The 26,208-nt window shown below is 50.1% G+C and carries 25 protein-coding genes; 11 read left to right on the top strand and 14 right to left on the bottom strand.

Annotated elements, in window-relative coordinates; translation table 11 throughout:
* Positions 1–51: 51 nt before the first annotated feature.
* A complete protein-coding gene (rnt, locus tag DUW71_RS03600; RefSeq protein WP_233546016.1) occupies positions 52–741 on the bottom strand; it encodes a ribonuclease T in 690 nt (229 codons plus the stop codon).
* A gap of 32 nt (positions 742–773) precedes the next feature.
* Here rnt and DUW71_RS03595 point away from each other — a divergent pair, with 32 nt between their 5' ends.
* Positions 774–1,658, top strand: coding sequence for a flagellar protein MotY (locus tag DUW71_RS03595; RefSeq protein WP_119393875.1), 885 nt, complete (start codon positions 774–776; stop codon positions 1,656–1,658).
* A 6-nt stretch (positions 1,659–1,664) separates the two neighbouring features.
* Here the strand turns inward: DUW71_RS03595 and DUW71_RS03590 are convergent, their stop codons facing one another.
* Positions 1,665–3,653, bottom strand: coding sequence for a class I SAM-dependent methyltransferase (locus DUW71_RS03590; RefSeq protein WP_119393874.1), 1,989 nt, complete (start codon positions 3,651–3,653; stop codon positions 1,665–1,667).
* A 186-nt stretch (positions 3,654–3,839) separates the two neighbouring features.
* Here DUW71_RS03590 and fliS point away from each other — a divergent pair, with 186 nt between their 5' ends.
* From fliS to DUW71_RS03575, 4 genes are all read left to right on the top strand, one after another.
* On the top strand, positions 3,840–4,253 hold the full coding sequence (fliS, locus tag DUW71_RS03585) for a flagellar export chaperone FliS (RefSeq protein WP_119393873.1): 414 nt from the start codon (positions 3,840–3,842) through the stop codon (positions 4,251–4,253).
* A 229-nt stretch (positions 4,254–4,482) separates the two neighbouring features.
* Positions 4,483–5,922, top strand: coding sequence for a sigma-54 dependent transcriptional regulator (locus DUW71_RS03580; protein WP_119393872.1), 1,440 nt, complete (start codon positions 4,483–4,485; stop codon positions 5,920–5,922).
* A 38-nt stretch (positions 5,923–5,960) separates the two neighbouring features.
* Positions 5,961–6,134, top strand: coding sequence for a hypothetical protein (locus DUW71_RS17550; protein WP_158583854.1), 174 nt, complete (start codon positions 5,961–5,963; stop codon positions 6,132–6,134).
* 269 nt (positions 6,135–6,403) lie between these two features.
* Positions 6,404–7,582: a mechanosensitive ion channel family protein gene (locus DUW71_RS03575; protein WP_199671142.1), complete on the top strand. Its 1,179-nt coding sequence runs from the start codon at positions 6,404–6,406 to the stop codon at positions 7,580–7,582.
* 220 nt (positions 7,583–7,802) lie between these two features.
* Here DUW71_RS03575 and DUW71_RS03570 read toward each other — a convergent pair whose 3' ends face one another.
* The 11 genes from DUW71_RS03570 to DUW71_RS03520 all read right to left on the bottom strand — a co-directional run bounded on the left by DUW71_RS03570 (position 7,803) and on the right by DUW71_RS03520 (position 18,971).
* Positions 7,803–10,862 (bottom strand): efflux RND transporter permease subunit, encoded by a 3,060-nt coding sequence (locus DUW71_RS03570; RefSeq protein WP_119393871.1) that lies wholly within the window; start codon positions 10,860–10,862, stop codon positions 7,803–7,805.
* Complete coding sequence (locus DUW71_RS03565) at positions 10,862–12,061, bottom strand: efflux RND transporter periplasmic adaptor subunit (protein WP_158583853.1); 1,200 nt, start codon at positions 12,059–12,061, stop codon at positions 10,862–10,864. Before DUW71_RS03565 ends, DUW71_RS03570 begins: the two co-directional genes overlap by 1 nt.
* Positions 12,062–12,216: 155 nt before the next feature.
* Complete coding sequence (locus DUW71_RS03560) at positions 12,217–12,663, bottom strand: methylglyoxal synthase (protein WP_119393869.1); 447 nt, start codon at positions 12,661–12,663, stop codon at positions 12,217–12,219.
* The gene (locus DUW71_RS03555; RefSeq protein WP_119393868.1) at positions 12,660–13,007 is read right to left on the bottom strand and encodes a VanZ family protein; all 348 of its coding nucleotides are present in this window, start codon (positions 13,005–13,007) and stop codon (positions 12,660–12,662) included. Before DUW71_RS03555 ends, DUW71_RS03560 begins: the two co-directional genes overlap by 4 nt.
* A complete protein-coding gene (locus DUW71_RS03550) occupies positions 12,980–13,627 on the bottom strand; it encodes an alpha/beta hydrolase (protein ID WP_158583852.1) in 648 nt (215 codons plus the stop codon). Before DUW71_RS03550 ends, DUW71_RS03555 begins: the two co-directional genes overlap by 28 nt.
* A gap of 59 nt (positions 13,628–13,686) precedes the next feature.
* Positions 13,687–14,916, bottom strand: a complete 1,230-nt coding sequence (gene fabB / locus DUW71_RS03545; protein ID WP_119393866.1) for a beta-ketoacyl-ACP synthase I — start codon at positions 14,914–14,916, stop codon at positions 13,687–13,689.
* Between the two features lie 6 nt (positions 14,917–14,922).
* The gene (fabA, locus tag DUW71_RS03540) at positions 14,923–15,444 is read right to left on the bottom strand and encodes a bifunctional 3-hydroxydecanoyl-ACP dehydratase/trans-2-decenoyl-ACP isomerase (protein ID WP_119393865.1); all 522 of its coding nucleotides are present in this window, start codon (positions 15,442–15,444) and stop codon (positions 14,923–14,925) included.
* A gap of 110 nt (positions 15,445–15,554) precedes the next feature.
* Complete coding sequence (locus DUW71_RS03535; RefSeq protein WP_119393864.1) at positions 15,555–16,151, bottom strand: hypothetical protein; 597 nt, start codon at positions 16,149–16,151, stop codon at positions 15,555–15,557.
* The gene (locus DUW71_RS03530; protein WP_158583851.1) at positions 16,105–16,974 is read right to left on the bottom strand and encodes a hypothetical protein; all 870 of its coding nucleotides are present in this window, start codon (positions 16,972–16,974) and stop codon (positions 16,105–16,107) included. Before DUW71_RS03530 ends, DUW71_RS03535 begins: the two co-directional genes overlap by 47 nt.
* Entirely contained in the window at positions 16,907–17,512 is a 606-nt protein-coding gene (locus DUW71_RS03525; protein ID WP_119393862.1) for a lysophospholipid acyltransferase family protein, read from the bottom strand. The genes DUW71_RS03530 and DUW71_RS03525 overlap by 68 nt, the downstream gene beginning before the upstream one ends.
* A gap of 265 nt (positions 17,513–17,777) precedes the next feature.
* Positions 17,778–18,971 (bottom strand): BaiN/RdsA family NAD(P)/FAD-dependent oxidoreductase, encoded by a 1,194-nt coding sequence (locus DUW71_RS03520; RefSeq protein WP_119393861.1) that lies wholly within the window; start codon positions 18,969–18,971, stop codon positions 17,778–17,780.
* Between the two features lie 248 nt (positions 18,972–19,219).
* Between DUW71_RS03520 and DUW71_RS03515 the strand changes: the two genes are divergently transcribed.
* Genes DUW71_RS03515 through DUW71_RS03490 form a run of 6 tightly spaced genes read left to right on the top strand, consistent with a single transcriptional unit; the run spans position 19,220 to position 25,510 of the window.
* Positions 19,220–20,176, top strand: coding sequence for an AAA family ATPase (locus tag DUW71_RS03515; protein ID WP_119394133.1), 957 nt, complete (start codon positions 19,220–19,222; stop codon positions 20,174–20,176).
* Positions 20,176–21,063 carry a DUF58 domain-containing protein gene (locus DUW71_RS03510; protein WP_119393860.1) on the top strand — a complete coding sequence of 296 codons (888 nt, stop codon included), beginning with the start codon at positions 20,176–20,178 and terminating at the stop codon, positions 21,061–21,063. Before DUW71_RS03515 ends, DUW71_RS03510 begins: the two co-directional genes overlap by 1 nt.
* A complete protein-coding gene (locus DUW71_RS03505) occupies positions 21,050–21,511 on the top strand; it encodes a DUF4381 domain-containing protein (protein WP_119393859.1) in 462 nt (153 codons plus the stop codon). The genes DUW71_RS03510 and DUW71_RS03505 overlap by 14 nt, the downstream gene beginning before the upstream one ends.
* Positions 21,508–22,419, top strand: coding sequence for a VWA domain-containing protein (locus tag DUW71_RS03500; protein WP_119393858.1), 912 nt, complete (start codon positions 21,508–21,510; stop codon positions 22,417–22,419). The genes DUW71_RS03505 and DUW71_RS03500 overlap by 4 nt, the downstream gene beginning before the upstream one ends.
* A complete protein-coding gene (locus DUW71_RS03495) occupies positions 22,416–24,029 on the top strand; it encodes a VWA domain-containing protein (RefSeq protein WP_119393857.1) in 1,614 nt (537 codons plus the stop codon). Before DUW71_RS03500 ends, DUW71_RS03495 begins: the two co-directional genes overlap by 4 nt.
* Positions 24,029–25,510, top strand: a complete 1,482-nt coding sequence (locus tag DUW71_RS03490; protein ID WP_119393856.1) for a BatD family protein — start codon at positions 24,029–24,031, stop codon at positions 25,508–25,510. Before DUW71_RS03495 ends, DUW71_RS03490 begins: the two co-directional genes overlap by 1 nt.
* Here DUW71_RS03490 and yfbR read toward each other — a convergent pair.
* Positions 25,496–26,107, bottom strand: a complete 612-nt coding sequence (gene yfbR / locus DUW71_RS03485; protein ID WP_119393855.1) for a 5'-deoxynucleotidase — start codon at positions 26,105–26,107, stop codon at positions 25,496–25,498. The genes DUW71_RS03490 and yfbR overlap by 15 nt on opposite strands.
* Between the last annotated feature and the right edge of the window lie 101 nt (positions 26,108–26,208).

The raw sequence follows: 26,208 nt of genomic DNA, 5'->3' as shown, positions 1-26,208 counted from the left end.
TGGCAAATAGACTCCCGCCTGAGCGGGAGTCTATTTGCCTAGGCGTACAACCTACGAATCACCGAATGGGTTGTATATTTCAGGTTCGGGCTCTTCTGGCTCGTCTTGCCAGCCACCTAGGTCTTTCCATTTATTTACAATGTTGCAAAACAGTTCGGCGGTTTTTTGAGCATCGTATAAAGCGCTATGTGCCTCTGAGTTGCTGAACTCAATCCCGGCTGCGGCACAAGTTTTTGCCAGCACGGTTTGCCCATAGGCTAATCCGGACAATGTGGCGGTGTCGAAGTTTGAAAACGGATGAAATGGGTTGCGTTTAATGCTGCAGCGCTCTGTGGCGGCCGTGACGAAGGCGTGGTCGAAGTGCGCATTGTGGCCTACTAAGACGGCGCGCGTACAGCCTTCGGCTTTGACTGCTTGGCGAATTAGCTTTAATACTTCGCCCATTGCGTTGCGTTCATCATGTGCCTCGCGCTCTGGGTCGTGCGGGTCAATGCCAGTAAATTCAAGCGCCGATTGCTCTAGGTTGGCGCCTTCAAATGGTATGACAGCACGATCAATACTTTGGTGTGGAACCAGTAGGCCTTGTTCGTTAAACGTGACGGTGACGGCAGCAATTTCTAACAAAGCATCGGTTTTAGCATTAAAGCCTGCGGTCTCAACGTCGACTATAACAGGTAGGTATCCGCGAAAACGGCGAGCCATTTTGGTTTTTGGTTTTGCCTGATCGGGCACAACTGACATCCTAACTAACAAACGTGAGGCGCTAGTCTAACATGATCAAGTCTTTCCTGCCCTCGCTAAAAGCGAATTTAATTGCCTTGGCACTGCTACCCAGTGCCTCGGTTTTGGCGGCCAGTTATGAGCCGTCGATAGAACAATCGCAATGGTTAAATGACGGTAATATTTTTGGCTGTCGGTTATACCAACCCATTCCCAATTTTGGTTTGGCTGTGTTTGAGCACCGAGCCGGTGAGGAGCCGGTGTTTTTACTTGAGTCGTCAAGAATGTTGTTTGCTCAGACTAATGGCTCGTTAACCATTGAAGCGCCAAGTTATCGCTCTAGTGCACTAACCAGTGCGTTAGGCATGGTGAGCTTAGCGCAACCGCCAGAACCTGTTCGGGTAGAACCCGAGCGCACTTATCGTCTACTTGCCGAGTTAGAGCAGGGCATGGCGCCCGCGGTAACAGGCATGGCTTTGCATGGAGCCGATACTGTGCATGTGCGCACCGCACCCAATGGTTTTACCGACAGCATGGGGCAATTTCATGCCTGTCAGGGCATGTTGCTGCCGGTCAACTTTGACCAAATTGAACGTTCAGCAGTGTATTTTGAGTTTAACCAAGCTGAGTATGGTGACGAGGCTGAGACGTTGATTAATAACATTGCCACCTATGTGAATGCCGACCCAGCCATTACGGGGCTGTTTGTTGATGGGCATGCTGATGAAAGTGGTACGCGTTTTTATAATCGACGCTTATCTGAGGATCGGGCGTCAATGGTGACCAATGCACTCATTGCCGCAGGGGTGCCTGCTGAATTAATCCTGACTCGCTATCATGGTGAACGATACCCAGTGAGTCGTGATCAGGCGTTAAACCGTCGGGTAACCATTCGCCTTGAGCGAGTACCCAATGCGCCATTTGAGCCTGGCATGTAGCGAGCGCTAGTCGCTCGCTTGGCAATAAAGCTGGATCATGTTGTTAAACGTGTTTGGTATTGCCTGCTCTAGCTCGGCCCAGCGTTCGAAGTCTGTTGGGTCGGGTAGGGTACCAAAGTGATTCAGCCAGTTGCGCTGCATGGTGGTATCAAGTACCAAACCAATTGGCTGCAAATCATGGCGCTTTACCATGTCGATTAGTTCAGCTACGGTGAACTGAACTTCGTGTTCGTTGAACAGTAAATCCTTGGTGCCACTTAGCGAGTAGAAGTCGCGTGAGTCGGCAATGCCGGCCCATTTTTCTTCGGTTTGCTCGCTTAGGATATCGTCGCGCTGCTGGCGAATCGCTTCGGCCGAGCAATTAATAAAGCTTAATTGCTCACGCAAAGCGATAATCTGCTTGCGTGCTTCGCGTGAATAAACGGCAACTTTTAGCATACCCTGCGGCAATAGTTTGTCGCGCAGCTTCGCTAACCCTGCTTCAGCACTTGCCATGTGGTGTAAAACCCCAGAGCATTCGACGAGTGCAAACTGTTGATCCAGTTGCTCTAGTTGCATGATATCAAGCTGCTTAAACTCTACATTATTCAGCTCATACTGCTCGGCTTTCATTTTCGCCCAACCAAGGCTTGCACGAGAGATATCGATGGCCGTGACTTGGGTGTCGCTGAACCCTTTGGCGACGTGCAGTGCATGCCTACCTGTTCCGCAGCCCGCAATCAGTACTGGCATTGGGCTTAGCGATAAGCAGCTTGGAATTTCCGCCAACTTGAATGTTCGTTTAATGGCTTCGGCAAATGGAATTTGTTCAGACCAATCTAAGTGCTGCCAGCGAGGATAAGGCCATTTTTCGTACTGCTGCTGCACTCGGCAGGTGATGTCGCCAAGCACATCGTTAGGCGCGATCGATTGTTGGCTTCTAATTAGATGTTGCGCCTCATCGGTAATTTGTTCCATTACACGGTGCGCCCAGCTAGGCCAGCTACCTTCTAATTGTGCCAATTGTGGCACCAGCTTACTGGCTAATGCTGGCTTATACATGCCAAACAATACGATTAGCGGGCACACATCGCCCTTCATCATGCCAGCTTGATGAGCCTGGGTTATCAGGTGTTCTAAGTTATTGAGTAGTGTGGCTTCATCGTCACTGTAAGACCAAACGCCCTCATTGAGGCGGCTTTGCTGGAACAGCGCCAAAGCAAGTTTAAGCCCCTCTTCGCTAATATGATTGTCGGCAAGGGCCGAAACAAATATCGTGCGCCGTGTTTGGCGTAGTAACAGTTCCAACTCGCCCGAGGCAAAGTGAGTCTTTGCCAATGCAGTCAGCAGTAAACTATCTGTTGCCATCACGTTCACGAGTGGGCGCGACTTATAGCGATGCAATAATAAAGCACCAATGAAGTTGCCCAAATCATCAAAAGGCGCATCGTTAAAGTTTAACCACCAGAGTGCGTCCGAAGCTAGGCCTGTGTCATCATGGTCTGGTCTAATAAACCGCAGTAGCTTAAATAGTGTCGCACGCACAGCACCGTCATCGGGAAAACGGCGAATAACGCGGCGCATAATGCCAAAGGCTTCGACCATGCGACCCATTTGCATTAGGGTAAAGCCCATACCAAAATCGGCGCGCGTTGCTGTGCTATTAAGATTAACCGCATTAGCGAAGGCGTCTAGGGCTGCTTTGAATTCTTTGTTGGCAAGATAGGCGTGGCCAAGTTGAAAGTAGACCTCTGGCGCATTCACAAGCGTTTGAGCCGCACGCTCTAGCAAAGCTTTCGCCATGGGGTTCTCGGCTGAATCGAGTGCGATGCGCCCCACCCAGTAGTCGCGCCAGGCTGGAGAACTTAGTGCATTGGCGTGCTCAATTACCTGCTCGCGTGCTTTTTGCAGCTCAACAAAACCCAGTGGCTGCCTTGTGCGGCTATATGCTAGCTCTACGACTTGTAGCGCTTCATGCCCTTGTGGCGTGCTTTGTATTTTTCGTTGCGCGGTCATTATTTGCCTCCCGATGCATACTGTGGCAATTCATTGCCGTCAGCATGCGGCATAATTTTGCTCTGGTAGGCTCCTAGCGAGATGTATGCCAATTTTTTTGCAGCTAGGTTGAAATTTCCTCTAAAGATTCTGCCATCACTGCCGTTTAACTTGGGTGTATGCAGTAATCGTTATCGGAGGGGTCGCATGACGAATCAAGGTATTGCTCAGTATCAGCGCGTAAGCACTCAGACAAGTGTGATGGATGCCGATCCTCACCGTTTGATTCAGCTGTTGTTTAATGGTGCGCTTGCCAAAATGGCGGTAGCGCGCGGTGCCATTGAACGCAAAAATTTTGAAGAAAAGAACAGAGCGCTCAACAGTGCCATCGATATCGTTAATGGTTTGCGCGAGAGTTTGAACCTTGATGCAGGTGATCTAGCTGGCAATCTAGATAACCTGTATGAATATATGATATTCCGTTTGTTCGAGGCGAACGCCAAAAACGATGTCGCTAGAATTGACGAAGTACACGGGCTGCTCTCACAAATCAAAGAAGCTTGGGATGCGATTCGCGAACAAGCCATCGCCACTCAACCAATGCAGCAGGTTGCCCGCTAGGTTTCCCCTCCTTTGTAAGTGGGTCGCGCAATATTGTGCGCGACCTAACACTGATAGTGTGACATATTTCAAAAAATTGATGAATTATTGGCGCTTTTCTGTGATTATCGGAACTACCCCGTCGGTGAGTATTCGAAATTATTAATTTTTTCGCCGAATAATTGACGATTGGGTAATTCACCACTTTACTGAGTAACAATCACACAACGTAGTCTAGGAATTTGACATAATGAGGCGCGAACATATTTTTGTCATCGATGATGTTGCCCAAAGAGTAAACGACTTTGGTGTTATCATGCAGTTCATCGATGAACACGCTTTATTTGCCACTTCTGACAGCTGGAAGTCGGTATTAGAGGATAGTGTAGAGTCTGCTAACCAGTTAGCAGCAGTTGTGATTGGCCAAGTTTCTGGGCCTGTAGATCGCTTGATAAAACAGCTGCTCGAACTCGACCCAGGTATTCCATTTTTGTTGCTTAATCAGGCGTTGCCAGAGCAGGTAGATGATCAAGTACGGCGTGCCTGTATTGACCAACTGTTGTGGCCAATTAGCCATGCTAGGTTGTTAGATAACCTGCATCGAGCTCAGTTATATCGTGAGCAGATCGACTTGATGAACTCAGGCTCTGGCCGCGCTCCGAAGCTTTTCCGCAGCTTAGTTGGTAGCAGTCGTGCGATTCAAGGTGTGCGAGAGTTGATGTCTCAGGTTGCTGATAAAGACGTAACCGTGTTGATTACCGGCGAATCTGGTACTGGCAAAGAAGTGGTTGCACGCAATTTACATTACCACTCAACGCGTCGCGACAAGCCTTTTATTCCTGTGAACTGTGGTGCCATTCCAAGCGAGCTGCTAGAGAGTGAGTTATTTGGCCATGAGAAGGGTGCTTTTACCGGCGCTATCTCGGCACGCGCTGGCCGCTTTGAGCTAGCAGAGGGTGGGACCTTATTTCTTGATGAAATCGGTGACATGCCTTTGCCTATGCAGGTCAAGTTGCTTAGGGTCTTGCAGGAGCACACGTACGAGCGCGTAGGGGGCAATAAAACTATTCGTACTGATGTTCGAATTATTGCTGCAACGCACCGCAACTTAGAAGATATGATCACTGATGATCGCTTCCGCGAAGACTTATACTACCGCTTAAATGTCTTTCCAATTGAAATGCCAGCACTACGCGAGCGCCAAGAAGATATCCCAGTGCTACTCAACGAACTAACCGTTCGTATGGAAAAAGAGAAGCGAGGCTCGATTCGCTTTAATAACAGCGCCTTAATGTCATTGATTCGCCATCCATGGCCGGGCAACGTGCGAGAGCTTGCCAACCTGGTTGAACGCTTAGCAATTATGTTCCCATTTGGCGTTATTGGTTCGGGCGAGCTACCTAAAAAATATCGCCACGTTGATGAAAACGAAGAAGCGCTACCAGAGTTTGAAATTGAGCAGCCAGTCGCCGCACCTGTAGAATCGCAAGATCCAGCATTGCTGCCGGTAAATGGGTTAGACCTTAAAGATCATTTAGCGCAGATGGAAAGCAGCCTAATACGCCAAGCACTAGACGATTGCAATGGCGTGGTAGCGAGAGCGGCAGAAAAGCTCCGTATTCGACGTACAACGCTGGTTGAAAAAATGCGTAAGTACGGATTGAACCGCGATGAGGTCGTGCAAAATTAATGGTAAACTTCAGCTAATTCTATTGTTGGAGTATCACCATGGATTTTAACGTACCCGAAGCTACAGACGATGGCTTACCTGTAAACCTGCCGCCACTGGAGCGCCAAAAAGCAGTGGTAGCAGCCATTGAAAAACTTGTTGCCGAGGGTGTTCCTGAAGCCGAAGCGGTTCAACGTGTGTTTGACGACCCTAGGTTCAAAGAGGACAGCTAGCCTCGGCGTCGTTTTTTGTGATTTATACGTTTAGTCTGCGAGCGTTAGAGAAATGAGCTGCCTTTACAGGTGGCTTTTTTATTTACCAATGACGGCCATTCCACCAATTCCTTGCTCTGAGCCCACCGCTGACGCAGCTTGTATGCCATAACCAGTGCCGACTTGATACGCGTTGCTGCCCTGACTTCTTTTTGTGACTCGAAGCCTTCATACTAGGACGTATATTGCTTTCGCTATGGTTTATTGCGGTAACTAGATAAGGAATGGCTATGTATCAGAGAGTATTGCAACAAATGCTGGATTGGCAGGTACCAATGGCTGAATGGGCTGCGTTGGGTGCAGTGCTGCTAGTAATTGTTTTGATTGCTTGGGTGAGTTATTGGGTACTGCATCGAATCGTTTTGCGATTTTTAGATAGCGCTGCACAAAAATCTCAGCGTATTTGGCATCGAGCATTGTTTGGTCGCAAATTGTTTTCACGCAGCATGGTTGTTGTGCAGCTAGTCATACTTAGCTGGCAAATACAGCTTTGGTTGCCGGATGGCTTTGTGCTGCTGCCAGTTAGCAGCATTATTTTAGAGTCGCTAATCGTGCTCTATGTAATGCTGTCGCTGTTCTCTTTGCTGGACGTGGTGCTAGATTTCTCTATGACCAGCCGAGCAGGAAGGGAGCTTCCGCTGCGAGGACTGTTTCAAGGGGTGAAGTTGGCGCTAGCCGTGATGGCCCTTCTGCTCATTGTTTCGATACTAATTGGCCAGTCGCCGCTTATTCTGCTTAGCGGCTTGGGTGCCATGACGGCCATCTTGTTGCTGGTATTTAAAGACCCAATTCTTGGCTTGGTCGCTGGTATTCAGTTGTCGGCGAACCGTATGGTTGCCCCAGGCGACTGGGTTGAAATGCCGCAATACAAAGCCAATGGTGAGGTGATTGACATCACTCTAACTACTGTAAAAGTCCAAAACTGGGATAAAACCATTACAACTATCCCTACCTACGCAATGATTTCCGATGCCTTCGTCAACTGGCAAGGTATGCAAAAAACCGGCGCTCGGCGCATTAAACGCTCGGTCACCATTGATGTGCGCTCGGTTAGGTTTGTTGATGATGAACTAAAACAACGCATTGCCAATCTACCTGGTGTGGCGGACTATTTGGCTGCTAGCAAGGCACCAACGAATCTAGGCGCTGTGCGTTTTTATATTGCCGAAAAACTAAGGCAGAATGAAAAAGTGCGCAGTGATTTAACACTGATGGTGCGCCAGCTTCAGCAAACGGCACAGGGCATTCCACTAGAGATTTATTGTTTTAGTGCCATTACCGATTGGATTATCTATGAAGGTATTCAAGCCGATATTTTTGATGAGCTTTATGCCTCGCTTGATCATTTCGATCTGGCTATTTACCAGTCGCCAAGTGGCACCGACTTTCAACAGTTAATGTCATCGTAGGTTGCAAGGCGTTTGTGTTTGCGCTGGGAACCACGTTCCTGAAACAGTCATGTTCTGCAAACTGGATCCCCGATAAACCCACTCGGGGATGACTGTATGGGTCATTCCCGCGCAGGCGGGAATCTAGTTGCCAGTGTCATGTTTTGCAAACTGGATCCCCGATAAACCCACTCGGGGATGACTGGCCCAAAAAAAGCGCCCGTTGTCGGGCGCTTTTGCATTATGCGGTTTCTAGGGTTTTGCCGTGCTGGCCGCGCCAGCGTTCGATGGTGGTAAGCAGGGCTGGGACCATGAATAAGATCAGGAATACGCCATACAGCAAACCGAAGGCCAAACCAGCGGCAAGTGGAATTAGGAACTGAGCATCGAATGATGATTCGAATAGCAGCGGAATCAAACCACTAACCGTTGTGAGCGAGGTAATGATTACAGGGCGGAAGCGCATGGTGGTGGCTTCAATAATTGCCTCATGCACGTGCCAGCCTTTTTCTCGCAGCTCTTTATAGAACCTTATCAATACAATGGAGTCATTGATAATAATCCCCGATAAACCAAAGATGCCGTATACCGATAGAATCGAGAAATCTAAACCGAGCAGCCAATGGCCTAATAATGCACCGGTTAGCGCAAATGGAATGACCGACATGACCGCTAGCGGCCAGCTCCACGACTCAAATACCCAGGCTAGGATGCCGAAGATCAACAGGAGACCAACCACCGTGCCAATTTGCACGTCGCGTACAAAGTCTGCTTGTTGTTCCTGGTCGCCACCTAGTTTGCTTTCCACGCCAAAACGGGCTTCCAGTTCTGGTAGCAAGGTTTGCTTTAGCTCCTCGCCAATCTCACTCAGTGACAGTGTGTCGTTGGCGATGTTAGCTGTTACTACTGCAGTCAGTTGTCCATCTTTGCGATTTAAGCGAGCAATACGGCTTTCTGCACTGAGGTCTGCGACAGCGCCCAAAGGTCGATACTCACCATTAGGTAGCAGGATCGGCATGGCCGACACGGCTAGCCAAGTGCTGGTTTCTTCGCCATTGAGTTGTACCGTTACACCTTGTGTTTGGCCATCAATGCGCAGGGTTTGAGCGGTGACACCATTAGTTAGGTTGCGCAGCTGTCCTGCTAGGTCGGTGTTGGTCAAGCCCAGCGCCTTGGCATCTGGCTTAAGGGTAACCGACCATTGATCTGAGCCGGTTGGCAAATCGTCGTCAATTTCAATTAATCGACCATCAAGCGCTAGCTCGTTTTGCAGCCAATTACTGGCTTCACGCAGCTGCTCTAAGTCATCGACAGCTATTTGGATGGCCAGCTCGGTAGAGCCTGGGCCAATTTGTGCCGAGCGCAACTCATAGCTTAATAATCCATCTGGGCGCTGAACTCGCTCACGCCACTGCGCAGCAATCTCGTCGTTCGACAGCGGCCGCTCAGCGCTTGAATCAAGCTCAATGACCAACCGCGCCGAATACGGCGAGCCATCATTTAAAAAGGTAACGATCTCGTTAATAAACGGACGCGGTGCCGATGCCTCTACTGCACGTAAGCCATCTAATGCGTCGGCCATAAAGTCCTCAATTTTGGCGGGACTGGTGCCGTCAGCAAACTCAGCTGCTAGGGTTAGCTGGGGTGCATCAATTGCCGGTAGGAAAACAAACTTTAGTTTGCCACCTACTAACAAGCTGATGGAAAACGCCAGCAGTGCGATCGCCGTGGTATAGGTCACCATGCGATTGTTGACTGAGTACTCCGCCGCGCGGCGAACTGGGCCGTTACGAAGCCAGTTAACAAAGTTTTCAATTTTAACGCGAACGATATTAGGTTTGCGTTGCTTGCGCTTTTTCAAGCTGTGGGCCAAGTGGCCGGGCAAAATCAAGAAGCACTCAATGAGTGACGCGGCAATGGCCATCATCACTACAATAGGAATAGGCTTCGAGAACGCACCGCCCGGGCCTGTTACGAGCAACAGCGGCAAAAAGGCGGCAATCGTCGTTAAACTTGATGCCAGTACCGCTGGGAACATGCGCACGGCAGCACCCACGGCAGCATTGGTAGGCTCCTCACCCGCTTCAACGTGGGCCCAAGCATCTTCGGCCACAACAATGGCGTCGTCGACGACGATACCTAGCGCGATTAAGAAACCAAACAGGCTGATTTGGTTAATAGTTTCGCCATTCAAATCTAAGAAGAAGAGCGTGCCCAAGAAAGCAACTGGAATGCCTGCTGCCACCCAAAATGCAATCCGGTGATTTAAGAATACGAATAGTACAATGAGCACCAACAGTAAGCCGCCAAGGCCGTTCTCCAAAATAATGTTGATACGGCTTTGTACAAACTTCCATGTCTCGTTGTATACCGCCAGCTCAAGACCTGCCGGTAAACTTTCTTCAAACTCGACTTGCCAAGCCTGCAATCGATTAGCCATGTCTAGGGTGTCATCTTGCTCGCCACGAGTGATCACTAATTCAATGGCTGTAACACCTTGATAGCGCACGCGTGTTTGGCTGTCGTCATATTCAGCACGTAGGTTAACCAGGTCTTCAATGCGCGTGTTGCGCTCATCAGACAGTGACTGATTACTCAGCGACAACAAGTTTGTTTCTTCATTGGCAATACGAAGTTGGCGGTCGATGCCAAGGTCACCAATGCTACCGGCCGGCGTTGAGATGTTGTCACTGCCAATTTGGTTAGCCAGTGCCTGAGGTGTTAAACCACGTTCCAGCAAGTCGGCAGCGCTTACGCGACCCACATAGCTTTCATCGGGTAAGCCAATCACTTCTACTCGGCTCAAGCCTGCTTGCGCGAGTGTGCGCTCTGCCGTTTGTGCCCATTGGCGCATTACTGTGAGGTCGGCGTCGCCAAAAATCACGACATTGGCAACCGACTCTGGAATTTCAAAAAACTCAACTTCTGGGTCTTCGGCGCCATCTGGGCGTGGTACCCGGTTGACGGCATCACGAATGGTCGTGAGGGCGTCATCTTTGTCGACATTGTCTTCGAGCGTGACCGTTAGGCGCAAGCCATCATCATAACTAATGGTATCTACATCAGCGACTTCGGTAAGAGCGAATACCTCTTCTTCCAGCGGAATCGCGTAGCCCTCTTGCACGTCTTCTGCCGACGCGCCAGGCCAGTTGGCGGATACGTTGACAATATCTAAGTCAAAGCGTGGAAAGAACGTTGCGTTGATGCGGTCTAGGGCAATCAAGCCTGCAATGATTACCAACGCCATCACGGCATTGGCAGCAATCCGGTGTTGGGCAAAACTTCGAATAATGGCTTCCATTATTGAACCTCCTTCACCCGCAAGCCTGGGGCTGCTTCATCTAAGCGGGTTACGAGAACGCGGTCCTCGAACTTAATGCCCAGTGGATCGATCAGTACCCACTCATCGCCATCATTCATTCTACGGCCAATAATGTTTACTTCCGATGGGTAAAGCTGTCCTTCACTGATTTGATAGACCAAGCCGCTACCGTAGATCGCAGCAGCGGGTAAGGCAACGGCGTCCACGGCTGGTAAAGACAGCACCGCTTGCGCGTAGCGCCCAGGTGTTAGGCTGTCATTGCCGGCAAGTACTAGCTCTGTTTCGATTGAACCTGCGTTGGCGGCAACCCCTTTGTTTACCCGTGAGGCCACGAATGATTCGCCATCTAACCAAATCATGCCTTCCAAATCACTATTGGCATATTTGGCTGGGATCCAGGTGCTCAGTTTGCGATCGTCTCCAACCACTTGCGCCAGCGCTGCCGTGCCGGCACGTTCACCAACTTTCGCATTTAAGCTCGCTACTCGGCCCTCGAATGGGGCGGTGATAGTGCTGTCAGCAATATCTTCAGCAATACCTTGTGCTTGAGAGTTTAGCCTGCGACTTTGCGCCCGAAAGCGTAACAAGTCGGTTTCGGCGTTGTTCACTGCTAGCTGGCGATTGTTAACCGCAATTTGGCTGGCACGCAGTTGATTTTGTGCTTGCTCAAGCTGGCTATCGGACGCCAAGCCTTGTTGGGCTAGGCGAGTTAGGCGGCGCACCTCGGTTTCAGCCACAGATAACTGGGCTTGCTCGAGCTCTAAGGCTTGTTCGTCGATGGCTAACTTGTTGCGCACGGCTTGCTGCTGGGCCGCAAGCTCGTCTATTTGCGCCTGTAGTTGTTCGGCTTGCAGAGCTAAATCGCTGGTATCTAGTTCAATTAGTGGTTGCCCTGCGTTAACTCGATCCCCTAGGTTGACCAACACCTGTTCAATGCGCGCCGAGCCAACGCTGGCGCTAAGCTGCGCTGAGTTAGGGGCAGTAATCTCTCCCCAACTAAGTAGTTGTGGAGATAGCGACTGGATTTCAGGAGCGGTGCTGGTGACCAACGCAAAGTTTTCCGGCACAACTTCGGCAACGGGTGAGTCGCTGTCATCGTCGCTAACCGACCAAAAAACTGCCAGGGCGCCAACACCAAGAATTACAACGGGTATAACGAATCGAAGAATTTTTTTCACGGGGCCTTTCCTTTTATTCAATACAGCGCTGTACGTTCAGCTTTGACGGGCAGATCTACATTTTGTTTGCAGTGTAGTTGCCCAAATCGTCTTACGCTGAGCTCTGTACGAAAAGAAAAGGGGAACGGTGCCACTCAGTGAGTGGCATTGGCGAATTAGTTGCCCTCTGCAGGGGTTACACGATTAGTGTAAATGCTGAAGTCGGGTTCGGTTGGTTGATAATTGTCGTCTAGCAGCAGTGGTGATTCGATCATGTAATCCGCCGACGCGATATTACAGGCAACGGGTACGTTCCAAAGTGCTGCAATGCGCAACAAGGCTTTGATGTCTGGGTCGTGTGGTTGTGGCTCTAGTGGGTCCCAAAAGAAAATCAGCATGTGAATTTCGCCTTCGGCAATCTTTGCACCAATTTGTTGATCGCCGCCTAGCGGGCCCGATAACAGACGATTAATTGGACGGCCCAATCTTTTTTCCAACAAACGACCCGTCGTGCCGGTTGCAAAAATACCTAGCTTGCTGAACTTGTCTTCATGCTTTTTCGCCCACAAGCAGAGCTCTTCTTTTTTGTTGTCATGTGCAACTAAGGCAACATTTTTATTCATTGAGGTTTCCTTATGCGCAGCCAGCCAAGAATTAATAACAGCATTAATCCAGCGCCTGCGCTGTTGGCAATCATATCGGCAATACTAGCAAATCTATAGCTGGTCAGCCCCTGTAAAAATTCAATTATCCCGCCATACGCCACGACGCCGAGCCAAATTATGGCTAACTTGGTTAGGGTGTGGCTGCGAAAGTACAGGTACCACAACAGCATTAATGCCCCGTAAGCGAGTAAGTGATCAATTTTGTCATTGCCCGTAGCAGGGCCGCTGGCAGGCCAAAGCGAAGCAATCAATATAACTAGGCTGGCAAGCGTTGCTAGCGCGCCAAATGCGTGTTTAACCACTGGCTAATGTCCTCTAACTGCTCGGGCACAACGGTATGGGTGGCTTGAAAAGTTTTGTGTGTGACTGGTATGTGCTGCTGGCTTAATGCTTCTTTGGCGCGCAGCGATAGTTCAAAAGGCACTACATCGTCTTGCTGGCCGTGGTGAATTTCTACCGGCAAAGGCCGCACCGTGTTTGGTAAGTCGTTGGCCAGATACGTCGACAGTGCGATCATGCCTGCAAGTGGCCGATCACTTTGGAACGCCGTTTCATAACAAACAGCACCACCTTGGCTAAAGCCGATCAGTGCAATGCGCTCTGGGGCAACTCCTTGGGCTACTTGTTGGTCGATTAATTGGTGGATTGCAGCGGCAGATTCACGTAAATGTTCAACATTGGTTTCTCTGTCTAGCCCCAGCGATAGAATGTCGTACCAGCCTGGCATTTGATAGCCATTGTTGATGGTAATGGCTCGGGTAGGGGCTTGCGGGAAGATAAAGTTTACGCGCAAGTCTGAGCGTAACCTTAAGTGCTCGGGCACGCCAAAAAAGTCATGGCAACTAGCCCCTAACCCGTGCAGCCAAATAACGACAGCTTGATTAGTGCCTGTACCTAGCGTTTTAGAAATGTGCTCAATCATAGGTTTCTCCCTTGAATGCTTCGCTAGTCTATCAGAAATCATTCAAGGGAGAGCAAGGCTTAGTCGGCGAGTTTTGCCATCACTAAGCTTGCGTTAGTACCACCAAAGCCAAAGCTGTTCGACATGGCAACAGCAACGGGTAAGTCTTTGGTAGCAGTAATAATGTTGGCATTACCCGCTTCTGGGTCGAGGTTGTCAACGTTAGCTGAGCCAGCAACAAACCCTTGCTCCATCATCAGCAGCGAGTAAATCGCTTCTTGCACGCCAGCAGCGCCTAGGCTGTGACCAGATAGTGACTTGGTAGAGCCCATTAATGGCATGGCATCGCCAAACACTTCTTTCACCGCGTTTAGCTCGGTGATGTCACCAGCTGGCGTAGACGTACCGTGCGCGTTGATGTAGTCCACTTTGCTTGAGTAATCGGTGCCATCAAAGCCTTGTAGCGCTTGTTGCATACAACGCACGGCACCTTCACCACTTGGCGCTACCATGTTGTAGCCATCCGATGTGGCACCATAGCCAACGACTTCGGCGTAGATTTTCGCACCGCGTGCTTTGGCGTGCTCGTAATCTTCAAGCACTAACATGCCACCACCACCGGCGATCACAAAACCATCACGATCCGCGTCGTAAGCGCGTGACGCTTTCTCTGGTGTGTCATTGTACTTAGTCGACAATGCACCCATAGCATCAAACAATGAGCTTAGGGTGTAATGCTCTTCTTCACCGCCACCCGCAAACACGATATCTTGCTTGCCTAGTTGAATTTGCTCAACGGCATTACCAATACAGTGAGCACTTGTAGAACAAGCAGACGAGATGGAGTAGTTGACACCCTTGATTTTAAACTCGGTGGCCAAACAAGCCGAAACGGTCGATCCCATGGTTTGTGTTACCCGGTAAGGGCCTACACGCTTGATACCACGCTCGCGTAAAATATCCGCTGCTTCGACTTGTGATGAGGACGCTGCGCCACCAGAACCAGCGATAATACCGGTGCGGAAGTTTGACACTTGCTCGTCGGTTAAGCCTGAATCCTTGATGGCATCACGCATGGCGACATAGGCGTAACCCGCGGCCGCGCCCATAAAGCGTAGTGCTTTACGATCAATTTCTTCTTTCAGGTCGATTTCTGGTGATGCGCTCACATGGCTGCGCATCCCCACTTCTTTATATGTTTCGTTTGCTTTGATGCCACTGCGCATGTTGCGCAATGAATCTGCTACAGCACTGGCGCTGTTTCCTAGGGCACTCACGATGCCCATGCCAGTAATTACCACTCTACGCATACGCGTTTAGCCTCCCATTTGGCCGGCTTGGAACAAACCTACTCGTAAATCTTTTGCCGTATAAATCACTTCACCGTCGCAAAGTAGTTCACCATCAGCGATGCCCATCACCAACTTGCGCTCGATCACTCGTTTGATGTTCAAACGGTACTCAACTTTTTTCGCCGTTGGCAATACCTGTCCCGTGAACTTTAGCTCACCAACCCCAAGGGCGCGACCTTTACCAGGGTTGCCTTTCCAGCCTAGGAAAAAACCAACCAATTGCCAAAGCGCATCTAGGCCTAAACAACCTGGCATCACAGGGTCGCCAGGGAAATGGCATTCAAAGAACCATAGATCTGGGTTGATATCTAACTCAGCGCGAATTTCGCCCTTGCCGTAAGCACCACCTTCGGTAGAAATATGGGCAATACGGTCAAGCATTAGCATGTTGCCAACTGGCAATTGCGCGTTGCCCTCACCGAACATACGGCCATAACCGCACTCTAATAGCTGTTCTTTATCAAAAGAAGAGGGTCTTTCACTCATGGTGCATTCCTAAGTTGAACAATCCAATTTAACTGGCGCAACCATACCGCAATTGCTAACCCCTCGCCATGACGTAAGCCATAGGCATTCAGCCAAGCATAAAATACAAGTCACCAAGGTAGTGGAGCTTGATCGAGTGCATCATCGTGTTGAAGGCGATCTCCAGAGATACCAATTGCCAGTGACAATTGTCGATCAATACTAGGTGGCATGCGGGATAGCCGCTGATTAGCGCCATTATTGAACAATGCCCAAGGCGTATTTGCCGCTAAGAAAAATCCGTTGTTGCGCAAGTCGCGGCGCTGCCATTGCGTAGTTTCATGATAGGAAAGTAAATACAGTTGTTCCGCTTCGCCATAAACTCGCCAGGTTGAGTTGGGCAAATTTAGCAAACCAACAGGCGAATCAACCGCTAATGTGGTGTTACCAATCATGTGCCCATGGTTTAGATCGAATTGTAGAGGTGCTAAAGAAGCGACCGATATTTTGCTGGGAGCGATCAACAATACTTGCTGTTCACCATTTTGGATCATCATGGTGCCAGCGTTTAGGTTGATTAACATGCCTGGGCTGAGTAACTCGCCTTGGCGGATGGCGCGATCGTCTCCGTATTGAATGGTGGTCGCTTCACCATTTAGTATGCTTACCTGCCATTGCCCATTAGCGACTGAGCAAACGCAGACCAGCAGCCAAAGTAATGGCTTCATTTGTCCAAAGTAGTTCGTCATTTTCCCACTCAACTTCGATAAAGGTAATAAGGTCTGGTGCTAGTACCCACTGAACCATCATGTCAGCTTGATACACCTCACCATAGCGCAGGTTGGCGGCCAACTGATTAGACTGCCAAGTTAGTTTGGTGAAATAGGCTAGGGCGTAGTTTTCGTAGGCAAGGCGCTCATTGCGTTCAATGGATAGTTGCCATTGCTGCCAGGCAAGGCCTGCCTCGGCGAGCACATTAAACTGCCAAGCTCGTTGCCAAGTGTTGGGGTACTGCCAATGGCTTGTGAGCGCGAGGTTGGTCACTAGCTGCCATTGATTTGGCAAAAATGCGTCAAACTCGAGTTGGTTCGTTATTTTGAGGTGGTCATAGGGTTTATACCAATAATGGTCTACTTGGTTGTGACTCGTGAGTGCGCCTATATTATCTTGTTGGTGCCAGCGCCACAGACCGCCTAGTTTGGTGTAACTGGTAAAATCTGGGCTGCCGAGTCGATAACCACCAACAAGTGCCCAGTCGCGATAAGCTTGGTTGTTGTACCAATGACGGTCGCCTAAACGGAATTGGCTATCGGCGAAATACTGGCCTTGCACTTGCCTTGCGGTAAGCTGTATTTCGCCGCGGCGATAGTCTAGTGATGCGCTTTTTGCATACTGCTCAGCGCTGCTAGCCGGGACGGCTATTTGGTAATCACGCAGCCATTGCCCTTTTTCTTCACTGTCTTTGCCTAACAGTAGCGACAGGTCAGCGGCGCATAGCGTCGAGGTCAGGCAGAGCAAATAGCTCAGGCTTAATGCCTTCTTTCGTAGCATAGAATGATCCTATGGCCTCCATGTCTTTTTCCAAGTCACCGGTAACAGTGATTGCCGGGCCAAGACCTATGGTTTTAGTCTTTTTATCAATGAAGCCTAAAACGATTGGGATCTCGGCGCCCACCGCAATATGATAAAAACCCGACTTCCAGCGCGTCACCAAAGACCGTGTGCCCTCGGGGGCGAGGGTAATGTACAGCGACTCATTTTTATTAAATAAGTCGATGTAGGCATTCACGGTATTACTAGCTTGACTGCGATTTAGTGCAATGCCACCCAACCAGCGCATAAACCAGCCGTAAGGTGCCTTAAAAAGTGTATGTTTGCCTACCCAGTACATCGGCCAACCACGCGTAAATATAGCCGCCATGGCCAGTGGGAAGTCCCAGTTAGAAGTATGTGGCGCACCGATAATAATGGCTTTTGGCGCAGCAGGAAGATGCCCCTCGGTTTTCCAACCGCTAACTTTTAAAATAATCCAGCCAATCGCATAAAAAATCTGCTTGAGCACCGGGGTTTGAAAAATGGTTCTGTGCATTCGTATTCCTGCTTTCTTTCTTTTGTTAGTGTAGACCGCGTGGCATAAACTTGCTCGCGGTTGCTAAAACCTGCGATGGTGTTTGTTTCCCGAGCCTTCGGCTCGTAAAACCTACGCCTGATTTTGCATTCAATGCGACACCCGCAACAACTCACCCGTAGGTTGCACGGCCGTTTTTTGGCCGGGCAACGTGTTGTTTGTTTCCCGAGCCTTCGGCTCGTAAAACCTACGCTTGAGTTCCCCGTGGGTTGTTCGGCGCGAATGGCTATGACTTAAGCGCTTGAGCGCAGCACCAGGCGCTCGCCCACGCCCATTGGAAGTTATAACCACCAAGCCAGCCAGTTACATCGAGCACTTCGCCAATAAAATAAAGGCCCGGCTGTTTTTTACTTTCGAAGGTTTTTGATGACACTTCATCTGTGTTCACGCCACCTAGGGTGACTTCGGCTGTTTTATACCCTTCGCTGCCATTTGGTTGCCACGGCCAATTATTAAGTAGGGCGAGCTTGGCCAGTTGCGCTTTGTTCAAATCACCGACTCGGCTGTCACCGCAGCCAGTTAGGTCACACAGCAAGCGTGCTAGGCGTTTGGGAAAGTATTCAGCAAGCAAGGTGCTCACCTGAGTGGCAGGGTGCGATTGACGCCATTGTTCTACTAGTGCCGCAACATCCTCACTTGGCAACCAATCAAGCTTGAGTGCCTCGCCGGGTTGCCAATAACTGGAAATTTGCAAAATTGCTGGGCCTGATAAACCACGGTGGGTTATCAGTACCGGTTCACTAAAGCTTTGCTGATTTTCGCTGGTAGCCGTCATGGGCGTGGCAATGCCGGACAGCTCGCTAAACAGAGGTTTTTCGCTGTTTTGCCAGGTAAGTGGTACTAAGGCTGCACGCGTTGGAATAATGCTGTGACCATGCTGCTCAGCAATTTGATAACCAATGCCCGACGCCCCCATAGACGGAATGGACAGCCCGCCACTGGCAACAACTACCTGCTTGGCATACAGCTCGGGTAACCCATCTAGGTGAATAGTGAAGCCATTGTCTATTGTTTGCACCCGTTTTACTTTGTGTTGACAGCGAATGTCTACAGACGTTCTGCGACAGTGGTGCAGCAGCAAGTCAACAATGTCTTTGCTACTGTGGCAGCAAAACAGCTTGCCCAGCTCTCGCTCTTCCCACTCAATGCCTTGTTCACTGACTAGGCTAATAAAGTCCCATTGGGTGTAGCGCGCCAAGGCCGATTTGCAAAAATGTGGGTTTTGCGACAGATACTTGTTGGGCGCAATTTCCATGTTGGTAAAGTTGCACTTGCCACCGCCGCTCATCAAAATTTTTCGACCTACTTTTTTGGCCTGCTCGATGACGACCACAGATAAGCCTCGCTCAGCTGCTTGATAGGCACACATCAGGCCAGCAGCACCGCCGCCAATGATTACTACATCTGTGAACGTTTTCATGGATAAGTCGTATCTTCTTTGCAAAATTCAGTTTTATTAAAATGCGTTGGGGCCAAATTGAAGGCATCGTTGACCGATATGGTTAGGTTTGCCCGCGGCAAGTTTAACATAAGCCGTATTGCGCGCAGAGATTGGTTTACAGTTGCGTGGCAAGTTCGTAGCCTAGAGCCCATTGCGCCAATTTATTAAGGGAAATAATTATGACTGATGTATCCGCTGCGTCGCAAAATATCTTGCAACGTCAACAAATGCTTTCCCGTCTGCAAACCCTGCAGAAGCACCTTGCTCACGATGTCATTGGGCAAGGGCAGTTACTAGAGCAAATGCTCGTTACCTTACTAGCCGATGGCCACCTTTTGGTTGAAGGCCCGCCAGGTATTGCCAAAACTCGAGCGATTAATGCACTTGCTAGCCAAATCGACAGCCAATTTAAGCGAATCCAGTTTACGCCTGACTTGCTGCCAGCCGACTTAACAGGCACCGAGATCTTTCGACCACAAACGGGTGATTTTGTTTTTGAAGCTGGGCCACTATTGAATGAGTTTGTCTTGGCCGATGAAATCAACCGAGCGCCAGCAAAAGTGCAATCGGCCTTATTAGAGGCAATGGCTGAGCGGCAAGTGACTGTGGGTAAGGTAACCCGCAAGTTGCCGGCGTTGTTTATGGTGATGGCAACGCAAAACCCAATTGAGCAAGAAGGCACCTATCCGCTGCCAGAAGCACAGCTCGATCGCTTTTTAATGAAAATCGATGTTAATTACCCATCGGTGGATGTAGAGCACGAAATTTTACGGTTGAATTTGCAAGAAGCCGCTAATGTCGCCAAACCACAACCACTCAATATAGCCATCGATGAAGTGCTAGGTTGGCGTAGAGAAGTACTGGCCACAGAAATTTCATCGTCGATGGAGCAGTATATCGTGCATCTAGTGCAAGCCACCCGCCAGCCGGAAGCACTTAGCGCAGATTTGGCCAAGTACATTGAATGGGGAGCGTCACCTCGTGCAACCATTGCGCTGGCAAGGTGTGCCCAAGCGCGGGCATTTTTGCACGGACGCCGTTCCGTATACCCCGAAGACATTCAGTGGTTAGCCAAACCGGTGTTGCGCCACCGCATTTTGCTGTCTTACGAAGCCGAAGCCGATGGTTTAACGCCAGACATCGTGATTAGCCAGTTGTTAAATAAAGTGGCGGTGAGTGGCTAATGACAACTTGGGTCAGTGATGGTACCGAAATACTGCTACCCGACTTAATGGCGCTCGCGCGACAAGCGCAACAGCCGGAAAAACGCTTAATGGCGAAACGCCAGCAGCAGTCAACTCGGCGCAGCGTATTTCATGGCCGGGGCATGGAGTACAGTGAATCTAGGGCTTATCAGCCGGGTGATGAAGTACGCCACTTGGATTGGCGGTTGCTAGCGCGCACGGGTGATGCCTACAGCAAGCAGTTTCATGAAGAGCGCGATCGGCCAACTTGGTTATGGACGGATCTGTCGGCTCCTATGTGGTTTGGTTCGGTGAAGTTACTTAAGTCGGTGCAAGCTGCTCACCTTGCTGCCTGCTTAGGCTGGGCAGCCATTCAACGTAGTGATGCCGTAGGCGGCATGGTTTTTGGCGATCGCATTCGTGACTGTCGAACAGGCAGAGGGCGCGCAGCTTTGATGCGCTACTTGCACCTACTCGCCGAACCTAGCATGCATTGGCAACAAGATGCTGGGCAGGCTTTGCAGGCGCTAGCACAGCTCAACCGGGCAGTTAAAACTGGGGGGCGCGTGCATTTGATTTCAGACTTCCATTGGCTCAATGAGGCCAGCGTGCCACTTCTGCGCCAATTAAGCCGCCACAATGATGTGGTGGCTTGGCAAATACTGGACCCATTAGAGCTAAAAGCCCCAAACAAGCGATTGTCTCTGGCGTTTAAGTCTGATGCAGGAGTGATGACCGCCGTATTTAATCGTCGTCGAAATAAAGCTTATAACGAACAAATGCAGCGCCAACTTGCCAAGCAACAACAGTGGCTGCAGTCTGCCATGGTCACTCAGCAAACTGTCTTTACCAATGACTGGTTAGGGGGTGCCCATGTTACCGCATGATGTTGTATCCCTTGCGCCACCACCAGTGTGGCCGCTTGCCATTGGTTGGTGGTTGGTCATTGCACTAACCGTGCCGTGTCTGGTGCTCATAGTTTGGTGGCTGATTCGCTTGCGCTTGCGCAATAAAGCAGTGCGCCAGCTTTACAAGCAATGGCGCCTGCAAGCTAAACGCCAGCCAACACCAGATTTTGCCACCATCAAACAAATGAGTGAATCACTTAAGCGCCTGCTAATAAACCGACACGGGCGCGACGAGGTCGCCCAACTTGCTGGCAAAGCTTGGTTAAATTATTTAGACAACCTAATAGGCCAAACCCTACTCAGTACTGAAGCTGAGCGCTGGCAGCGCTTATTTTACGACGGCCACGACGCGCAAAGCTGCCAAACCTTGCAACGAGCGTTAATTGCTTGGCTAAAAGTCTATAAAAAGCGGGGAGGCAGACGATGATTCAGTGGGTATTGCCTCAGGTATTTGGGCTATTGTTATTGCTGCCACTCATTTTGCTGATTCCAGCCAAACAGCCACAAACGGCCTTGTGGGTAGCCAATGCTCAATTACAACACCGTAAAGCTGCGAAAGATTGGTGGTCGCGACTGCTCGTTATCTTGGCATTAGCGGCGCTAGTGATTGCCATGGCGCAACCTGAGCGAGTGGGGGATCCAATTGAAGTGTCTGACTCACAGCGCGATATGGTGCTAGTAGTTGACTTGTCTGGGTCGATGGGAGATCGAGATATGCGCTATGGGGCTTCACTATACCGGCGCATTGATGTTGTTAAACAGGTGTTAAATGGTTTTATTGATGGCCGCGATGGGGATCGCATGGGCTTGGTGTTTTTCGCCGATAGTGCTTATGTGCAAGCTCCCGTCACGCGCGACCTTGAGAGTATCCAGCAATGGTTGACAGAAACTGCTCCTCATATGATTGGCTCCAACACAGCTATAGGGGAAGGGATTGCACTGGGTGTTCGCCAGGTGAGAGATTTGGATGCCAAGGATAAGGTTGTCATTCTGTTATCCGATGGCGCGAACACCGCTGGTGAGGTCAGCCCAATGGAGGCTGCGAGTTGGGCGCTGGATCAAGGCGTGAAAGTGTACACCGTTGGGATCTCGGGATTCTTTGGTGGTGCTGATAACGCAACCTTGCGCCAGGTCGCGAACCTAACTGGCGCGAGATTTTTCAGCGCTCGCGATGCCGTTGAGCTGGTAGAAATTTACCGCGAAATCGACCGTTTAGAGCCGGTTGAGCGGCAAACAGATCCGGTGCGCATTAACGAACCGCTTTATTATTGGCCGCTGTCGATTGCGGTATTGTTATTGATGACATTATTTGTTTGGCGAGGTCGATTGTTATGACGTTTATTCGACCAGAATGGTTATTGCTTTTGCCCCTAGCCATTGCCGTGGTATGGGTTTGGTTTAAAACACAGCGCAGCGATGGCTGGCAATCACTATTACCTGAGCACCTAGCAAAAAAACTGTTGTCGGACACCAGTAGCAAACCATCGCATACATGGTGGCACGCGCTTATGGCGCTGACAGCTTTGGTGCTGCTAGTCATTGCATTGGCAGGGCCTAGCTTTAGCGAGCGCTCGGTACCCGCGCAGCAAGCACGGGAAGTGCGCGTGGTGATCATGAGCATCAATGACAGCATGGCTAGCACAGATGTTGCGCCGAGCCGGATGAATCAGGCTCACTTTATTATCAAAGATTTACTGGATCAGTGGTCTGGCAGCCAAGTGGCGTTAGTAGCTTATAGCCAAAATGCAGCGCTTATGATACCAGCCACGCCAGATTTCCAGCTAATTAATAGCATGCTTCCCCAGCTCACGTATGAGATTCCACGTGAGCACGGCGACAACTTAGCGGGTGCGTTAAACCAAGCCAAAAGAGTGTTTGAGCGTGCAGACGTTCAGCGAGGCCAAGTTGTTGTGGTTGCCGATCACTTACCGCAAGCGGCGCTAAATGCTGCTGGTGCCTGGAACCCAGGTATAGATGTCAACTTAGATGTGGTGAAAGTTGGCACCAGCTCTGGCATTCGCCCAGTGACAGATAGCGCGTGGCAAGCATTGGCAAGCCGTTTTTCGGGCGTGGCAGTGACCCGCAGCGGGTTGGATCAAGTGACTAGCCGCAACGTAGTCGATGACGCTGTGGTGCTGCAAGAAAACTTTGTCCTGCGCCATGATAGTGGCATTTGGTTTGTTGTCGCGGCCATGTTGCCATTGTTGCTGCTCATTGGTCAGCGCCAAATTGTTGTTTTGTTGCCTTTTGGCCTAGTACTGCTCGCGCCGCAGCCTGCACAAGCCAGTTGGTTTGACAACCGTGAACAACAAGCACAATCGGCATTAGCGCAAGAGCAATATGAGCAAGCACTTAACCTTACCGAGGATGTAATGACCAGAGGGATGGCGCTGTACCAGCAAGGAAAATATGAACAAGCCATTGAAGCTTGGCGGCAGCAACCTGGTATAGACAGTGTGTTTAACCAAGGGGTGGCATACGCCCGTTTGCAAAATTATGATGCCGCGGCTGCAGCATTTGAAGCGATCTTGCAAGAAGACCCGGATCATGTGCAAGCAGCTGAGAACTTGGCTGCACTGGAAGATTTGCAAAATCAGCAGGCCCAGCAAAACCAGCAGGGTGAGCAAAACAGCCAAGATCAACAAAGCGAACAAAACCAAGAACCATCCGATGAAACATCTTCGGGCAATGGCAATGAGCAATCCCAGCAATCGCCAGATGAATCAAGCCAGCAACAAAACTCAGATGGTGGCAGCCTACAAGCTGGTGAAAACAATGATATTCCACAAGAAGGCCTGCCGGATGAACTGCCAGAGCAGCCTATGGGGCCTGTGGTTGAAGGGGGCGGCGAAGACATTGACAGTGCTCGCATGATGTCGCTTGAACCACCCGACCCAGCACGCTTGATACGCTTCCGGTTCAACCAAGCAACAGGAGACAATTGATGCGCAAGTTTGTTTGGCTTTTTTTGCTGATGTTGTCAACTTGGTCGCCAGCGCTTTCGTTGCAAGTACTAGAGCCAACACTTGTGCAAGGTGAGCGTTTGCATGTGGTAATGAGCGTGGAAGATAAGCACATAGACTGGACAAAAGTTGACCTAACCCCTTGGTTGCTCGACTTTAACGTGCAGAAAACTCAAATAGTGCCACGCTGGCATCAGCAACAGCCTGCGGGTAGCGATTACCATCTATGGCTGGAACCCTTGGTTGAAATTCCTGATGGCGAAACCACGCAATTAGTATTACCTGCACTGAGTTATGAAGGCGAGGTGAGTAACGAGGCGAGTGTCAGTATTTCAAGCCTTGCAGGGACCGATATCTGGATGCGGCCATCGCGCATGGCCTCGCAAGCGCGCGTTAATGAACTGCACCGATACTCTGCCGAGGTGTATGTGGTCGGCACACCTGATTTTCGGGCTCGCTCAGCGGTAGTTAATGGTCGCAGCTTTCGCCCAACAGATGAGCGCAAAGGTGATGTGACCATAGCTGGCAAAACCTTTCAGAATTACAGCCTTAACTTTGAGCTAGAGCCAACTAATACGGGCACGTTGACCATTCAATGGCCGTCCCTGTCGGGTAACCTAATTGATCAAAGCGGCTGGTTACGCTCGGTAACGCTAAATGTGGCGCCGCGGCAATACCAAGTGGTGCAATCAACCGCCCCTAGTGGTGCTTTGGTGGTCGACAGCGCTTGGTTAGATGTGCAAGTAAACAACATGCCAGAGCGCTTGACCGTTGGTGACAGCCTGAGTTTTACCGTCACGCAATATGCCCTTGGTGCGGCTAAAGAATACCTAACGGCACTGGATTTAGAGGGCAAATATGAGGGATACACGATTTATGAGGTTAATAATGCACGCAGTGAAACCCGCCACGGTAATGGCTGGTTAGCCAGTTTAACGACTGAGTATAGCCTACTAGTGGATGAAGCCGGCCGGCTGTCGCTGCCAACCATGTCGTTGAGTTTTTTTCATCCGCGCAATCAACGGTTTGAGTCGGTGTACGCCAATCGGTTAGACAACCTGGTCGCCAAAGCTCCGTTGCCAACCTTTAATGTGAAAGCGCCTGTGGCAATTGTTGGGCCGCCGGTATGGTTATGGCCAATGGTTTATGGCCTTGGTGTTGGCTTGCTATTGTTGGGGGGGGTATTGTGGTGGCAGATTTGGCGAAAACCGCAGAATCGCTTTGCGCGCCGGTTAAATAAGCCAAATCCAGAAACGGTATGGCGTGTTATTTGTGAGCAAGCCAAGCATGATGGGGTGTTGGTAACAAAATTGGTTGACTCGCCAGACTGGCCAAAAGCGATTGATCACATTCAGCAGCAAATGATTCAGCAGGGTTACTTGTCTACCAATTACCGCCGGACACTAATAAAACTAGGCAGGCAGTACCGCCCGCCAGCGCCGACGTCGTCACCCTTTATCTAGTGAGGGGTCGTGGTGTGCAAGCAACTGATCGAGTGTGAGCACATAACCGTCCATAAATTGGGCAAGAAACTCATCGACCTCGGGCAACTTAAGTGACGCTAGGCGCGCCTCAATTGAGCGCTGGGCGTCACCAAACTCTGCTTTGTTGCCCGCTCTCACTTCGTAATTACACTTAATCAGCGCGCTAATTAAATCAGCCGCTTTCACTAGCTGCTCAACGTCTTCAGGAATTTGCTCGCTAAGCAAATAATTACGGTACGCTGGTTGCAACTTACTCGGCAGCTTTTCCAATAACTCCTGCTCGGCTTCTTTTTCGATGGCTTTATAAGCATCGCGAATGGTATCCGAGTGATACTTCACTGGCGTTGGCAGGTCGCCTGTAATGATTTCCGAGACATCGTGATAAAGTGATGCTTTGATCACTTCGTTAACATCTACCGCCTTGCCATTCAGTACTGCTAGCTCAGCCAGTGCATGGGCAATGGTAGTTACCTGCCAGCTATGCTCCATTACATTTTCTGGACTCACATTGCGCTTGAGCCCCCAGCGTTGAATCCAGCGCAAACGATCCAAGGTAGCAAAAAAGTTACTCGACATATCAACCCTGATGGCATTGCCTTAATGATTATAAATCTTCACATGTGTAGGTGAGCATCAAAGTGCCACCTTTGATGTGTTACGCTAGGCGCCTTTGTAGT

The sequence above is a fragment of the Salinibius halmophilus genome, from assembly GCF_003577475.1.
Taxonomy (GTDB): Bacteria; Pseudomonadota; Gammaproteobacteria; order Pseudomonadales; family Natronospirillaceae; genus Salinibius; species Salinibius halmophilus.
Note: the sequence above shows the minus strand (reverse complement) of the source record. Positions and strands in the feature narration are given on the sequence as shown.